This is a genomic window from Flavobacterium sp., assembly GCF_003525665.1.
GTDB lineage: Bacteria > Bacteroidota > Bacteroidia > Flavobacteriales > Flavobacteriaceae > Flavobacterium.
On sequence record NZ_DQDX01000200.1, the window covers coordinates 1 to 12,658 of the forward strand.

Genomic DNA, 12,658 nt, shown 5'->3' on the forward strand with positions numbered 1-12,658 from the left:
ACTCTGATGTTAACATCAGAGTTTTATTAATGCGCAAATATAAAAAAATATTAGTTGAAAATGAATTTTTTGCTGTCAATGCTTTTGCCATTAACAATTAGAGTAACAATATATGTACCTGTTCCAAAATTATCTTTTTGAAAAGATTTAGAAATATCATAACCTCTATCTTTGATTGTAAGACTGTTAATAACAGCTCCTTTTAAATCATAAACAACTAATTTTGCTTCTGTAACTTCGCTTTCTATATTCATTGATACAGAAATTACATCAGACGAAGGATTAGGAGAAACACTAATTATTTTTGTATTTTGCAATGTAATTAAATCATTATTTTGTCTTTGAAAATTTGTGTTAATTTGGTCCTGTAAAGCAGTAATTTGGTCTTGTTGTTGCTTAATTGCTTCAACTAATACTGGAATAATTGCACTATAATTTACAGATTTTCTACCTAAATCATCAGTATGTACAATTGAAGGCATAACTGTTTCAACTTCTTGAGCTATTAAACCATATTGTAATGTATTATCAAAATTTAACTCTGGAAACGAACTAACTTTCCAATTATATGTTTTACCGTCTAAGTTATTTACAAGTTCTAAAGCATTATTTATTGGGGCAATTTTTTCTTTATAAATAATATCTGAAATAAATAAATTTGATATTGATTGCACAGCACCATTAACAGTAAGTTTGTTTGAAGGAGTTGTTGTACCAATTCCAACATTAGTACCATTATCAAAAATTTGACTACAAGACAAACCTGTACCATTATTTTTAGGAATATAGTTAGTAGTGAAACAAGTACTGTTAACATTACCAAAAGTTACTGTTCGTCTTGCTAAATTACCACTTGCATCAGAAGTAACAAAAATATTATTAGTTGTTGATGTTGGTAAGTTTTCAAATCTTACAGTTCCATTATTGTGAAATTTAGCTGTTGGTGCAGTTGTGTTAATACCTACATTTGTTCCGTTATCAAAAACTTGACTACAAGTAAGACCACTCGCACCTGTTTTTGTTAAAAAATTTGGTGTTGCACAAGCGTTTGTAATACCTCCACCACCGAAAGAAGATGAAAGTTGACGGCTTACAACACCATTAGCATCTGCTGTTAATACATAAGTATTTGTTGTTACAGTTGGAATGCTTTCAAATCTCACTGAACCAAAAGTGTGAAATCTTGTTGTAGGTGTTGTAGTTCCTATACCTACATTTCCATTTGCAAGAATTCTCATCAATTGAGTATTACCGTTTTCCCATGCGAATAAAGGTCTATTTACAACAAGTGCAGATGTTGTTCCCCAAGGAAACTCTCCTGTTGCATTTGGTGCTGTCAGATTTAAACTATTTCTAATTTCCGCTCTAAAAATCATCATTGGAATTGTACCGTTATCTTGTGTTGAATTTGTTGTTGCAAAATGACGGAGTACAAATCTATTGTCAGCTTGGTGATGTGCCCAAATAGAAGGTATAAATTGATTTGCAAATTCAGTTGAATTTGTAATCTCTAAAAATTCATTTGCAACTCCTGCTACTCCAAAACTAGAAACTCTCTCTGCATTTGCTCCAAGACTAGGAGCAAGATGTGGAAAAGAAGATTGTGCAAACGAAATTGAGCTTAATGCTAAAGCTCCAAAAAGTAGAATTCTTTTTTTCATGATATAAATATTTAGTATTAATTGATAATTTAATTATTGCATCTAATTTATTGCTTTGTCTAGAAAACGATTATAGTGTTGGAATTATAAACTCCATACAATTCTATAAATAAAAAAGATAATAACCTAATTTTTTTTTAGTTTTTAAAAAAGTAAATGTGGTTTTTTAAGGTTACAAAAATATTGCTCTTTATGTTTGACTTTGTAATGTGGATGCCATAGATGAAAAAATACTCCAAGAACTAAAAAAAAATGTTGCCCTTCAACTAGGGCAACAAATAAAAAAAATTAGAAAGCGTAAAAGTCTTTCTCAATCTGACCTTGCCTTTTTAGTAGGTATGGACAGACAATATTTATATAAAATAGAAACTGCAAAGGTAATCCCCAATATTGGCACTATTGCTGGTTTAGCTTTCGCAATGGGAATTTCTTTAGCGGAGTTGCTTCAAGATATTTCTTTTGAAGAAAACAAAAACATCTAAAACAATCTCAAGCTTTTTCCCCATAACAACCATCAGCTCTAAAATACATTCATTTCTAATTTTAATAAAAGAAATCAGTTGATTTTTTCTTCATTAAGAATATGCTCAATGTCATCTCTTCTAAGTATGTAAAACTAAGTTTATTTTTTTATTAACTTTGTATAAATCAATTCTATCATGAGCAAAGAAAAAGCATTAGAAAAATTAATGGCTATGGCGGATGAGCCAAAAGATAGTCTTAAGAAGTTTTTAGCCAAAGAAATTTTAACCCATGATGAGCCACTCGATTTTTTTCCTTTAGTTGAAAAATTTGGAATGGAGACCATTTATCATTATGAAGATTTGGACGAAGATTTATTGCGAGAATTCTATAATACATACTCTAAAGAGATTCTGCAAATCCAAGAAGAAAGTAAAGTGCAGCATCAAACTGATTCGGAACGTAGTTGGTTTGCCTTAGAGCGAACAGCTAAAAAAATCAGTAAAGATTTAGACTTGGAGCGATAATTACACTTTGATTCTATTTACTCAATTGCGATTCGGGGTTCAAAGGGGTTTCCCCTTGCAAGGAGCAAATTAACACGGTTACGGGGTAATTTGCTAACTTGCAACTCCCCACAACGGCTCGCCTTATCCTATTGATTTCTGTCTTTATAGTTAAAAAAAACTCTTGTTTACTTCTTATCAAAACTATATAATAGACTCCACAAAGGTTTACTCTCGTTTTAAGACCCCTTGATTTTTTTTGTAATATCCCAACCATGTATTTTACAGACCTTATGTATTGCATTTATGTATTTACATTGGGCTGTTAGTATGGTAATTATTATTTCAAAATCAACTTCTGAGATTATAAACGGGTTTGAAAGTGTACCTCCTTGTGTTGTCACGGAGGAATTACCTCCTCAATTTAGCTTAAAAAGATAATGCAGACCTGTGGTTTCGTTGGTTCGGAATCACGAGTTTTTTTTATAATACAATATACCACCGAACCGAACCATAAATAATAACTGCCTTATTTCATAATCATAATTTCTCCACATCTGGACTGGTTGCGTAAATATGCATTCAGTTTGAGATATTATTTGTTCAATATTATCTTCGGCATCTTTTTGATTATTCATTTTTCTAATCAAATCTTCCTGTAATGTATCTAATGCTGACCATTCCTGTTCCATTTTTTGAAGTAGTCATTCGTTTGTAATAGAGAGAATTTTCTCTTCAATCTTTTCCATTTTTGTTTTTATTGAAAGAAGTTGTCATTGCATTTGAGGAATGCTTACAGCTATTGATTCCTTATTTTCTTTTCGTTCCTCTAAAATGTATGTTTTAAATGTATCAAATACTTCTTTTGGTAATTTCATTTTTTCTATAAATTCTTCAAACTGACTCTCAATAACTTCTTTGCGGATATTAATTCTATCATCACAGTACTTGTTGCTACAGGAATAATAAAAATAAACTCCTCCGTTTCATTTGCTTGCATAACATCCTAATTTCCTGCCACAACTTGTACATGTTATCATTCCTTTAAGTGGATGTAACTCCAAATTTTCATCAATATTAGAAGCTTTTATCTTTTTTGGTTTTTGGTTTTCTTTTTCCAATATCTTTTCTGCCGTATCTAGTGAAATTAGTGGCTCATGTTTTCATTTCAAAGGTACGTCTATTCCCCATTCAGGATAATAAATGTATCATGCATAAAAATATAATCTGTAATGATAAAACGTTTTTTCTATAATTGAAAAATACAATCTACTACTTTTCTCAGATGGCTTTATTCACTTATCTATCCGATAGTTATATAATTGAGACTGACTAAACATCGGATTATATGCGTACAATTCCAACCCTTCCTTGATTATGGCTCATTTTTGTTCATCTATTACATCTATGTATCAATTACTATCTGATAATTTTTCTCTGCAATAACCTAATGGAGGTCTAGGAAATGGTCGTCAACCGTTTTTCATACTGCTGAGTCTACCATTCATAGTTCTTCTGAGGATTTTTCTACGTTCTAATCCTGCAATTGCATATTGAATGGTATGTAAGAACTTACCTTCGTCAGTTTCAATATCCCTTTTATTATTTACTGTAATTATTTTAACACCAACTCCCTCAATATTTTGTTCCAAAGAAAATGCTTCCGCAATATCATCAGGTCTTGCAATACGGTCGGCATCTGTTACCACAAAATAGTGGATTTTAGTGAATTTTTTATTCTCATTTTCCAAATACTTTATTGCTTGATTGATTGCTTTACGATCCATTAATTTTCAACTCACTCCTTCTTCCCTGAATACTTTTACTACTTCTATTTCCAGTCAGGATTGTCTTTGGCATCGTTCTCTACATACAGTTTCCTGTGATTCGAGACCATGTCACCCCGTAACCTGTCCTTCACTAGAAACTCTAACGTAAATTACCGCTTTAAGTTTATTGGTTCAAAATCTTTGTTCATCGGTTTTAGGTTTGACGAAATACCCAGAATTTTTATGTAATTTGTTTAGTTTTTTTGACTTGTTCATTGCTTTAAATCGTAATAAAATAGACTGGTTCGGTAAAATTGTACTGATTTTTATACAATAATCAATATGAAAAAAAGAAGAGTTTTATTCACTCTTCTTTTTGTTCTCTTTTTCAAGATTCTTGATGATAATTTTTGCCATGAGTTTAAAAGAATGTATCATCAGTTTTACAGTTTCATCTGGAATGATATTGTCAAATTTTTTTCAAAGAATTTTTCTAACTTTTACCATTTCTTCATCCAATATCATATCATTTTTGTTTTACAAGATAAAAGCAAAAACTAAATCGGATAATTTGCCACCAATACCTCCTTCTTTCTTTTGATAGCTCAACTATTTCTGTTGTGGCTTGCCGATAATGGTTTATCAAAAGTTTTAATGTACCAATTGTACTTTTTGATGTACTCGTTTAATATTTCAGAAGGATAATTGGAAAGTAGAAATTTTCATTTGATGTTTGCCAGCACTTCCAAATCACGAATAAAATGCTCCTTTTCATAACCTCCATAATGTCCTTGATTTGTTCCAATATACGGTGGGTCTGCATAAATAAAAGCATCCACTCTGTCTCTGCTTTGGATAACTTTATAGGCATCGTTCTGTTCGATTTGGGTATGACGAAGTCTGTCCATTAAATCCATCCCAAACATGTCTACTTTGTTTTTAAACACTACCGATGACCTTCTTTCTCTATCGTAACCTCGACTTCCTATCTTGTTTAAAAACCCTTGATTGGTAACTACATAAAATGCCCATGCTCTTGTTACTGAATCATCATTGAATAACCGAGGACAATCATAAATAAATAATGCTTTTCTATAGGTTTCTCTGCTGTGAAGTGTTTCTTTTATCTTTTGTTCTAATTCCTGTCCTTTGCTTTTCAAAACTTTGTAAAAGTTAATAACATTCATATTTACATCGTTGATGACTTCACACTTGGCTGGTTGCTTTGCCCAATAGACACTTCATCCACCAAAATAAGGTTCAATATAAATATGATGTTCAGGAATTAATGGCAAAATATCATTAAGCATACTTTGTTTTCAACCGTAATAGGAAATCGGTGTTTTTAATAATACATTCGTTTTTCTTTTAGGATTTATTGTCATTTTGTTTTCAAAGAAGATAAAATATGTAAGAAGCTCACTTTTCAAATGAAAATGGCTCGTAAAAACAAGCCATTAGTTAAAGATTCCTTTTAGATTATTTGGTCTTTTCGGGAATCCCTTTTTTGGAGGCAGTTTTAGAATCTAAAACAACTTCTTGGTTTTTCTGTTCAGAATTATCAATATCCATTTCAATAGTTTCCGATTTGGTCGGTACTAATGGATTATCTGTAGTTTCTGTATTGGAATCTGAATGGAATTTTGAGTTGAACCATTCTTGTTTACTTGGAAGTATTGCAGCTTCTTTACTCCATTTGCTCATTACGTAGGAAATGATACTAAAATCATCTCCAATGAGTTGCAAAAGTTCTTCGTTTTCCATTTCTGCAAGATTGTAATCTTGTGGAAACTGCCCATCACAATTATGAGTGATGATTTCGATAAGTTCTTTTCGAGAAAAGAATTTTAACATCTCAGGACTAATGTTCTGATATTGAATTTCCGTTTTGGCTCTGTCTTTCAAAATTATTGAAAAAATTTTTAATAGAGCAATTTTCTTTTCATTCATAATACACTAATTTAATTGGTTACTGTTTTTTGAGTTCTGTTCTTTATTAACTTCAACAAGAAACTTTTTTATTATGGTGTTTTCCATAGTAACTATTGGTTCTGTTCTGATTAATTCTTGGCGTGCTCTTTCGGCTTCTTCTTCTGTTAGATAATAGGGTTTTGGAACCACCAACACCCTTTCGAAGTTTCCCAGTTCGTCTGCCATAAATATTGCATAGATTTTTTTCATTTTTTTTAATAGATTTAAATTTTCATTTTATTCCATTTTATACAATTCCACTACTTTGGAGTTTTGCTCCGTTACTGTTTCTTCTTTTTCGATAAGTTCCTCTCGGACTTTTTGGGCTTCCTCTTTGCTCAAATAATAAGGCTTGGGATGGGTGTAAACCCATTCAAAGTTTCCATTTGAATCGGCAAGTAAAACCACATACACTTCTTTCATTTTAAATAGATTTACATTTTTATTTTATAGATTATAAGTACTTTGGAGAAGTCTTTATTTGGAATAATTTCTTCCACAAATCGGTTTTCATCATAGAGTGATCCTAGCATAAAATTGACAAAGCCTTCAAAGTCCAATGGTTCTTCCAAGAAATCATCCAAGTACTCTTGATGCATCTCTTTACCCAAAACCATTATCTGTTTTACGTATCTTTTATTTTCCATTTTTGTTTTACAGCATCATTACTTTAGCATCTCCCTTTTTGAGTTGTCCTTTTTCAATCATCTTAAGTAAAGCATCGTTTGCTTCCTTTTCAGTATTGTACAACTTGGGAGGTGGCGTGGTAACAATGTATTTGTCCTCTTCATTTACCGAAGAATCAAATATTCCAAATACAGGTATTGGGTTTCCTGCCTTATAAGATAAAGACCTGAAATTGGAACAATCATACTCATCCCAATCCATCACAGGTTTTTCTATCAAATAATGAGTTTCCAATCCCAACTGCAAAAGGGTACTTCTTACTCTTTCAGGTGTTACTTTAGTTGTTTCATACAATTCCATTCTCGCTTGATCAATTTCATAGGATAGAATATAAAAGTCATCTCCGATGGCTTCCAAGAGTTCTTCTTTATCCATTTGGTCGTAGTTAATCCACTGGGGTACAGTAGGGACATACAACCATTTGATAATATCCATGAGTTCGTCTTTAGAGTAAATGGAAAGAAAGACATTATCAATAGTAGCGACTTTCTCGTTTTGCAAACTCTGTTGCAATCTCCTTAAGAAGTATTGTATGACTAAACGTGCTTTTGTTTTTCTAAGCATTTCTTTCATTGGATTAAATTTTTGTTTTAGGTTACTAATCTTCGGATTCGTTCTGTTGCCAAATCTTTTTGGATGCCTCAAATCCCACCCACTGGTTGTTCTGGTCAAAGCCACGATTGGAGAGTTCGTGACAAATAAGTTTTTCAACAGGAATCTGAAAGCGAATGATAAAACGTAGTAGTTCGCCTTCCATGACGGAAAACTTTCCGAGTAGTTCCTCCCAATGCTGAAGCATATCCTTATCCTTTGCGATAGCATCCAGTCTTTCATGTGAAAGATTAAAGTAGCTATCAGGCAAAGAATAAAAATGAGAATCCATTTCCATTTCCACAGCCGTTTGCAAATCCGAAACAGCAAAGTTGTCTGCTGGTCCATCATAGACCACAAATTTTCTTTTTGAGTTACGATGTTCAAATTGCAACCAGACCGCCCTGTCAATGGCTTTGTCCAGCTGGTCATAGAGTTCTAAATTGTTTTGTTTCATGCTTTTGTTTTTTTAAGATAAAATGATTTTAGTCTTCCTGTTCTTATTCCTCTTGTTCTTCCTCGTCTTGAGGTTCGCAATAGGTCATGATAGTTGAAAGCAGGTGGTCATAATCGCCACTTTGTGCTTCCTCAAGCACTTGGTCGATTTCATCCTGCGACCAACCCTCACGTCTTGCTTGTCTTGAAAAGACTCCCATAATGGCATACGCATTTCCATCAACCCCAATAAGTTCGAGGTTTACTGTTTTCCCAATTTTGTTTTCCATGATTTTGTTTTTTAGATTACTAAATGTTTCTTGGCAATAGGTATCCGATAGCCGTTATCTTCTCCTTTTACCTGATACTTTACATTTTTTTTTAAAGTGATTTGATATTTTCTTCGGCGGTGGTTGTTTACGGATTTTCGTTTGGTTTGCAAGGGAATCAACTCCACTTGAACTTTACATTTTTAAAATTTGTCAATAGCAAAAACAGAAGAAGAAAAAGTATATTTCTATGGGGTTCTTTCTCCAAATAATGTAGATTTTTCTTGGTATTACGTGCGGTTTTTCATCTCCTTTAGAGGTTCTCAAAAAGGTAGTCAAAAAGGTAATTAAAAAGGTACACACCAATAGGTGTGCTTTTTGGGCTTCACAGGTAAAGGACTTGCAATTTTGAGTAAAACAGATATGTACCACCTTCCATTTTATTTTCTACTTCGACACAACATGACAATTTATAAACGCTTTTCCGATTTTATTGTCTGAACCATTTGTTTCTATTTTTTAGACCCAAGCCTGTTCCTGTATACCTTGATGCACTAAAAAGACATCTGATTATTACATGAAGAACTGGTTCAGGCAAATCAGTATTCTTGCAATCGCTTTTTTATAAACTCCAATATTTATCCCATAAGAGACAACAATATGCATTGGTGTTATTAGACCCACATGGGGATTTGGCAGAGCGTATATTGGCATTTCGTTTAAATCTTCTAAAGCCTCAGCGTATTGTTTATATTGATTCTACTTGGGAGAAAGACAGCATCCCTTGTATTAATCCGTTTCGAAAAAAAGTAACAAATCCCATAATGGTGGATTTACTATCTCAACAACGAGCTAAAACATTCGGTGAACTAATACCAGAAGCAGGTATGTCATTACAAATGGAAACGCTTTTAAAACCATGCTTGACGATTCTGTTTTCTCATGGAGGATGTGGCTTATCGGATTTACAGGATTTTATGAATGACTCCACCAATCAAAAGCGAGTTGAACTTTGAAAAAAAGCAACGCATCCTGTTTACAGGAGTTTCTTTGCTTCTGCCTTTGAAAATAAAAAATATAGTGCTACAAAATTGGCAGTATATACAAGACTTCAACACCTACAAAATAATTACAGTTTTTATAGGATGATGAATGGAAAAAACGATTTTGATTTGAAAAAAGAAATGCAAAAGTGAAATGTGATTTTGTTTAATCTCTCCAAATGAAAATTGGGAGAGGATACAAGCAAGGCGCTTTGAAAGTTTGTATCAGCAACACTACTAAGTATTGCTTTGCAACGTGCATTTGAACAGGAACACTACAGAAAGCCTTGTTATCTCTTTGTGGATGAGTTCCACAATCTTGCCTCGGGCGGTAGTAGTATGGAAACCATATTCTCCGAAGCCAGGAAATACAAATTGCATCTGATTGTTGGAACGCAAAGCGTCAATCAACTTCCTGTATCGCTTAAGGATATGGTAATCAATAACACCGCTATTAAACTCGTTGGAATTAATGGACTTACGGCTTTAAAATCTCAAGCAGGAGATTTAGGTGTTCCATTTACTATTTTAAAAACACTACCTCCATTTTATTTCTATCTCAAACAAGACCATTATGGAGCAAGAAAAATTAAAAGTCCGGACTTTCTATTAAAAAGTCGCAAAAGATATTTTTTATCCAAACAAGAGCAAATAAAATTAAAGTCTCAAATTCTTTCTCAAAGCAATTTATATAGAGCTAATGAAAATTTACAATCCGATTTTTGAGATACTTGATCGCAAAACTTCATAGAGTCCAGCGAAAATTTCAAACCCAAATTTCAACTGTAATAATTGTTGTTATAAAAAAGTAAGGCATTTTGCCTTTTTATTTTTTTTATAATTAAAATGCTAACTAAAAGATTATTTTTCAAAACACTATCTGCTTCACAGGAAAAAATTATGCTGAGTTTGGCTCGTTATAAATTCTTAACCACGGGTCAATTGCTTCATTTGGGGATTATGAGTGATAGAGCGAATTTAAACAAGCAAATTTTAGAACTCAGGTATTGGAAAAATCCACTTGTGGGTTCTGCAACCTTTGGAGTGCATCCAAAATTTTGAAAACTACAAAGTATCCATCATCTTACTTCGCATGGAGCAAAACTTATCGAGGAGCGTTTTGACTCAAGTATGATTATAAGGTTTCCAAAAACTAACAATGTGCTATTTGGACAGGATTATTACCATAGAATCCACACCATTGATGTTCATATTGCTTTACAAGAATGGGCACTTAATGAATCTATTGAGTTATCGTTTTTTCTAACCTATTTGGATAAAGCCTCCACAGGTAAAACAAAAGGCTTTAGAGCAGAAACCTATATTGCGTTTTGAGAAAATGAGTATTTGATTGCCGATGCAATTTGTATGTTTCAAACTCCAATTAGAAAGGAACTCTATGCTATTGAAATATTTAACGGTATGAACGTACAACGTGTTCATACTTCATTGCTGAAACATCTTTTAGCATTAAAAGAAGGAGAGCCAAGCAAACAATTTGGACTGGAATACGGCTCAAGAATACTGAGTATTTTTGAATTAGAAACTTGCAAAACTCAAACCATCAAAAGACTTTTTGAGGATGAGCGTTTTGCTTTTGCCAAAGAGTATTTCCTTTTTAAAACACTCGATGAGCTGAAAGAGAATGTGTTTGAGGGATGGGAGTTGTTTGATGGGGAGAAAATAAAATTGTTTTAATTCTTTAAATAGTTTTTGTAACTTTACAATACCTTATCTTTCTCATTAAAATAAACACTCTTATTCTAAATTAAAATTATATGAAAACAAATGATTATGGATTACATTTAATTGAGGACTTAGTTAGTACCCAATATGGAGATTATGGTGGATATATTCAGATAGATGGTCATTCAGGAGCTGACTTTTTCAGTCTTTGCCAAGACCATGGAATAGATATGGATAAATATTTTTTAATCGGACTTGGTGCTGGCGAATCCACCATTAATGGAGTTGGGAATCGTCAACAAATTCATTTTAGAGCATTACTCCTTGAAACCGCTATTTACGGAGATAGTTTTGACCAAATTCAAAAATATTTACAAACCCATAATGGTAAAGTAAAAGCTAAACAAGTTTTTTTTGAGGTAAAATATAAATCTCTATCCAAGTACATAAAGCGATTTGATTTTATGGTTACAACTAAGCTTGCTAAGTTTATAGATAATATTGAGATTGAGGATGAAATTTAAAGATGATTTTAAATATACTTATGCTTGATTTTTAATTATGACTGACTATAATTTATAAGTATTGAATACCTAACTATGCTAATTTTATTGTAACTTTACTTTTTCGAAAGATTAAGATAAAATATATTCAATATAGAAGTAACTGAAATACAATGTTTAGAAAATTTTGTTATATAATAAATTTTTCTACTTTTGCGTTCTTTATAAAATTAATAATCATTTTTTACCATTAAGGTTTATTTAAATGAATAACAACTTAGATAATATATATACTAGCACCCTTCCTGAAGAGGAAAGAATAGCTGAAAGAGATTTACAAATATACTCAAACGCTATAAAAGGACTTGCTGAAAGTCAAAGTCCTCTCCATTTTGGTAATAGAAATCATAAACACGCCTCTGTGGTAATCTCCACTATTTTTGATTATTCTGAAAAAGAGATAGTTTTTTATGAAGACGACTTTACAGGTAATATTTCAAAAAACAATAATATCCAGTGTATTGAAGAGTCTTTGGTTAATTTTATTGGACGCAATGGGAAGATTCAATTTGTTTTAAAAGAAAACAATAATAGATTGTCTAAATTTGGAAAAAAAGTCAAACTATATAATGAATTATTACCAGAAAGCGTAATTGTAAAAAAAGCATCTAATGCTTTTAAAGAATATATTGTAGAAAAGAAAGGAGACATTTTCTTTATTGTAGGAGATCAAAAAATGTATAGAGTCGAAGACAATATAATTAACGATGAAGGTTTTCGAAAAGGCACGGCTTATGGTTCTTTCAATCAGCCAGATACAGCAAAAGAATTATACGATGTATTTATAGAAAAATTGTCTACTTGTGAAGATTATTTTTTAAAAGAGTAATCATATAGTTGTAGACTTATGTGTTTAAATAATTTCAGCTCCTACTTTGAGCTATTAGCATCACTTACTGTTTTTTATGCTGGAATAGAATTTTTTAGAAATGAAATAATTTCAGCTTTTAATATCCCCGTTTGGAAAGATTTAGAGGATTCTATGAAATCTATTTCTACTAACAATGGTGATATT

Annotated in this window: 18 protein-coding genes and 1 pseudogene; 9 read left to right on the plus strand and 10 right to left on the minus strand. The window is 32.0% G+C overall.

Annotated features, from left to right (window positions below):
• Nucleotides 1–50: 50 nt before the first annotated feature.
• Nucleotides 51–1,661 carry a tail fiber domain-containing protein gene (locus DIU01_RS14160; protein WP_290835550.1) on the minus strand — a complete coding sequence of 537 codons (1,611 nt, stop codon included), beginning with the start codon at nt 1,659–1,661 and terminating at the stop codon, nt 51–53.
• A 209-nt stretch (nt 1,662–1,870) separates the two neighbouring features.
• Between DIU01_RS14160 and DIU01_RS14165 the strand changes: the two genes are divergently transcribed.
• Both DIU01_RS14165 and DIU01_RS14170 read left to right on the plus strand, forming a co-directional pair.
• The gene (locus tag DIU01_RS14165; RefSeq protein ID WP_290835551.1) at nt 1,871–2,143 is read left to right on the plus strand and encodes a helix-turn-helix transcriptional regulator; all 273 of its coding nucleotides are present in this window, start codon (nt 1,871–1,873) and stop codon (nt 2,141–2,143) included.
• Nucleotides 2,144–2,320: 177 nt separating this feature from the next.
• Entirely contained in the window at nt 2,321–2,650 is a 330-nt protein-coding gene (locus tag DIU01_RS14170; protein WP_290835552.1) for a hypothetical protein, read from the plus strand.
• 1,451 nt (nt 2,651–4,101) lie between these two features.
• Here DIU01_RS14170 and DIU01_RS14175 read toward each other — a convergent pair.
• From DIU01_RS14175 to DIU01_RS14215, 9 genes and pseudogenes are all read right to left on the minus strand, one after another.
• The gene (locus DIU01_RS14175) at nt 4,102–4,416 is read right to left on the minus strand and encodes a recombinase family protein (protein ID WP_290835554.1); all 315 of its coding nucleotides are present in this window, start codon (nt 4,414–4,416) and stop codon (nt 4,102–4,104) included.
• A 704-nt stretch (nt 4,417–5,120) separates the two neighbouring features.
• Nucleotides 5,121–5,618 (minus strand): annotated as a pseudogene (locus DIU01_RS14180) (DNA adenine methylase); the annotation flags it as partial.
• 259 nt (nt 5,619–5,877) lie between these two features.
• Nucleotides 5,878–6,348: a hypothetical protein gene (locus tag DIU01_RS14185; RefSeq protein WP_290835556.1), complete on the minus strand. Its 471-nt coding sequence runs from the start codon at nt 6,346–6,348 to the stop codon at nt 5,878–5,880.
• Nucleotides 6,349–6,354: 6 nt separating this feature from the next.
• Nucleotides 6,355–6,579 carry a hypothetical protein gene (locus tag DIU01_RS14190; protein WP_290835558.1) on the minus strand — a complete coding sequence of 75 codons (225 nt, stop codon included), beginning with the start codon at nt 6,577–6,579 and terminating at the stop codon, nt 6,355–6,357.
• Between the two features lie 27 nt (nt 6,580–6,606).
• Nucleotides 6,607–6,792, minus strand: coding sequence for a hypothetical protein (locus DIU01_RS14195; RefSeq protein WP_290835560.1), 186 nt, complete (start codon nt 6,790–6,792; stop codon nt 6,607–6,609).
• An 11-nt stretch (nt 6,793–6,803) separates the two neighbouring features.
• Nucleotides 6,804–7,016, minus strand: coding sequence for a hypothetical protein (locus tag DIU01_RS14200; protein WP_290835562.1), 213 nt, complete (start codon nt 7,014–7,016; stop codon nt 6,804–6,806).
• Between the two features lie 7 nt (nt 7,017–7,023).
• Nucleotides 7,024–7,629, minus strand: a complete 606-nt coding sequence (locus DIU01_RS14205; RefSeq protein WP_290835564.1) for a hypothetical protein — start codon at nt 7,627–7,629, stop codon at nt 7,024–7,026.
• Nucleotides 7,630–7,654: 25 nt separating this feature from the next.
• Nucleotides 7,655–8,104 (minus strand): hypothetical protein, encoded by a 450-nt coding sequence (locus DIU01_RS14210; protein WP_290835565.1) that lies wholly within the window; start codon nt 8,102–8,104, stop codon nt 7,655–7,657.
• A gap of 43 nt (nt 8,105–8,147) precedes the next feature.
• Nucleotides 8,148–8,372: a hypothetical protein gene (locus tag DIU01_RS14215; RefSeq protein WP_290835567.1), complete on the minus strand. Its 225-nt coding sequence runs from the start codon at nt 8,370–8,372 to the stop codon at nt 8,148–8,150.
• A gap of 189 nt (nt 8,373–8,561) precedes the next feature.
• On the opposite strand from DIU01_RS14215, the gene DIU01_RS14220 reads away from it, so the two are divergent.
• The 7 genes from DIU01_RS14220 to DIU01_RS14250 all read left to right on the plus strand — a co-directional run bounded on the left by DIU01_RS14220 (nt 8,562) and on the right by DIU01_RS14250 (nt 12,472).
• Nucleotides 8,562–8,702 (plus strand): hypothetical protein, encoded by a 141-nt coding sequence (locus DIU01_RS14220; RefSeq protein ID WP_290835569.1) that lies wholly within the window; start codon nt 8,562–8,564, stop codon nt 8,700–8,702.
• A gap of 317 nt (nt 8,703–9,019) precedes the next feature.
• A complete protein-coding gene (locus DIU01_RS14225; RefSeq protein ID WP_290835572.1) occupies nt 9,020–9,367 on the plus strand; it encodes a hypothetical protein in 348 nt (115 codons plus the stop codon).
• Nucleotides 9,368–9,643: 276 nt separating this feature from the next.
• On the plus strand, nt 9,644–10,120 hold the full coding sequence (locus DIU01_RS14230; protein WP_290835574.1) for a type IV secretory system conjugative DNA transfer family protein: 477 nt from the start codon (nt 9,644–9,646) through the stop codon (nt 10,118–10,120).
• 405 nt (nt 10,121–10,525) lie between these two features.
• Nucleotides 10,526–10,729 (plus strand): hypothetical protein, encoded by a 204-nt coding sequence (locus DIU01_RS14235; RefSeq protein WP_290835576.1) that lies wholly within the window; start codon nt 10,526–10,528, stop codon nt 10,727–10,729.
• 12 nt (nt 10,730–10,741) lie between these two features.
• Nucleotides 10,742–11,092, plus strand: coding sequence for a hypothetical protein (locus tag DIU01_RS14240; RefSeq protein ID WP_290835578.1), 351 nt, complete (start codon nt 10,742–10,744; stop codon nt 11,090–11,092).
• An 80-nt stretch (nt 11,093–11,172) separates the two neighbouring features.
• A complete protein-coding gene (locus DIU01_RS14245; protein ID WP_290835580.1) occupies nt 11,173–11,604 on the plus strand; it encodes a hypothetical protein in 432 nt (143 codons plus the stop codon).
• A gap of 244 nt (nt 11,605–11,848) precedes the next feature.
• Entirely contained in the window at nt 11,849–12,472 is a 624-nt protein-coding gene (locus DIU01_RS14250; protein WP_290835582.1) for a hypothetical protein, read from the plus strand.
• The last annotated feature ends 186 nt before the right edge of the window (nt 12,473–12,658 follow it).

Coding starts and splice junctions, on each gene's coding strand:
- DIU01_RS14160 (WP_290835550.1), bottom strand. CDS start 1,661: ATGAAAAAAAGAATTCTACTTTTTGGAGCTTTAGCATTAAGCTCAATT.
- DIU01_RS14170 (WP_290835552.1), top strand. CDS start 2,321: ATGAGCAAAGAAAAAGCATTAGAAAAATTAATGGCTATGGCGGATGAG.
- DIU01_RS14175 (WP_290835554.1), bottom strand. CDS start 4,416: ATGGATCGTAAAGCAATCAATCAAGCAATAAAGTATTTGGAAAATGAG.
- DIU01_RS14185 (WP_290835556.1), bottom strand. CDS start 6,348: ATGAATGAAAAGAAAATTGCTCTATTAAAAATTTTTTCAATAATTTTG.
- DIU01_RS14190 (WP_290835558.1), bottom strand. CDS start 6,579: ATGAAAAAAATCTATGCAATATTTATGGCAGACGAACTGGGAAACTTC.
- DIU01_RS14195 (WP_290835560.1), bottom strand. CDS start 6,792: ATGAAAGAAGTGTATGTGGTTTTACTTGCCGATTCAAATGGAAACTTT.
- DIU01_RS14200 (WP_290835562.1), bottom strand. CDS start 7,016: ATGGAAAATAAAAGATACGTAAAACAGATAATGGTTTTGGGTAAAGAG.
- DIU01_RS14205 (WP_290835564.1), bottom strand. CDS start 7,629: ATGAAAGAAATGCTTAGAAAAACAAAAGCACGTTTAGTCATACAATAC.
- DIU01_RS14210 (WP_290835565.1), bottom strand. CDS start 8,104: ATGAAACAAAACAATTTAGAACTCTATGACCAGCTGGACAAAGCCATT.
- DIU01_RS14215 (WP_290835567.1), bottom strand. CDS start 8,372: ATGGAAAACAAAATTGGGAAAACAGTAAACCTCGAACTTATTGGGGTT.
- DIU01_RS14235 (WP_290835576.1), top strand. CDS start 10,526: ATGATTATAAGGTTTCCAAAAACTAACAATGTGCTATTTGGACAGGAT.
- DIU01_RS14245 (WP_290835580.1), top strand. CDS start 11,173: ATGAAAACAAATGATTATGGATTACATTTAATTGAGGACTTAGTTAGT.
- DIU01_RS14250 (WP_290835582.1), top strand. CDS start 11,849: ATGAATAACAACTTAGATAATATATATACTAGCACCCTTCCTGAAGAG.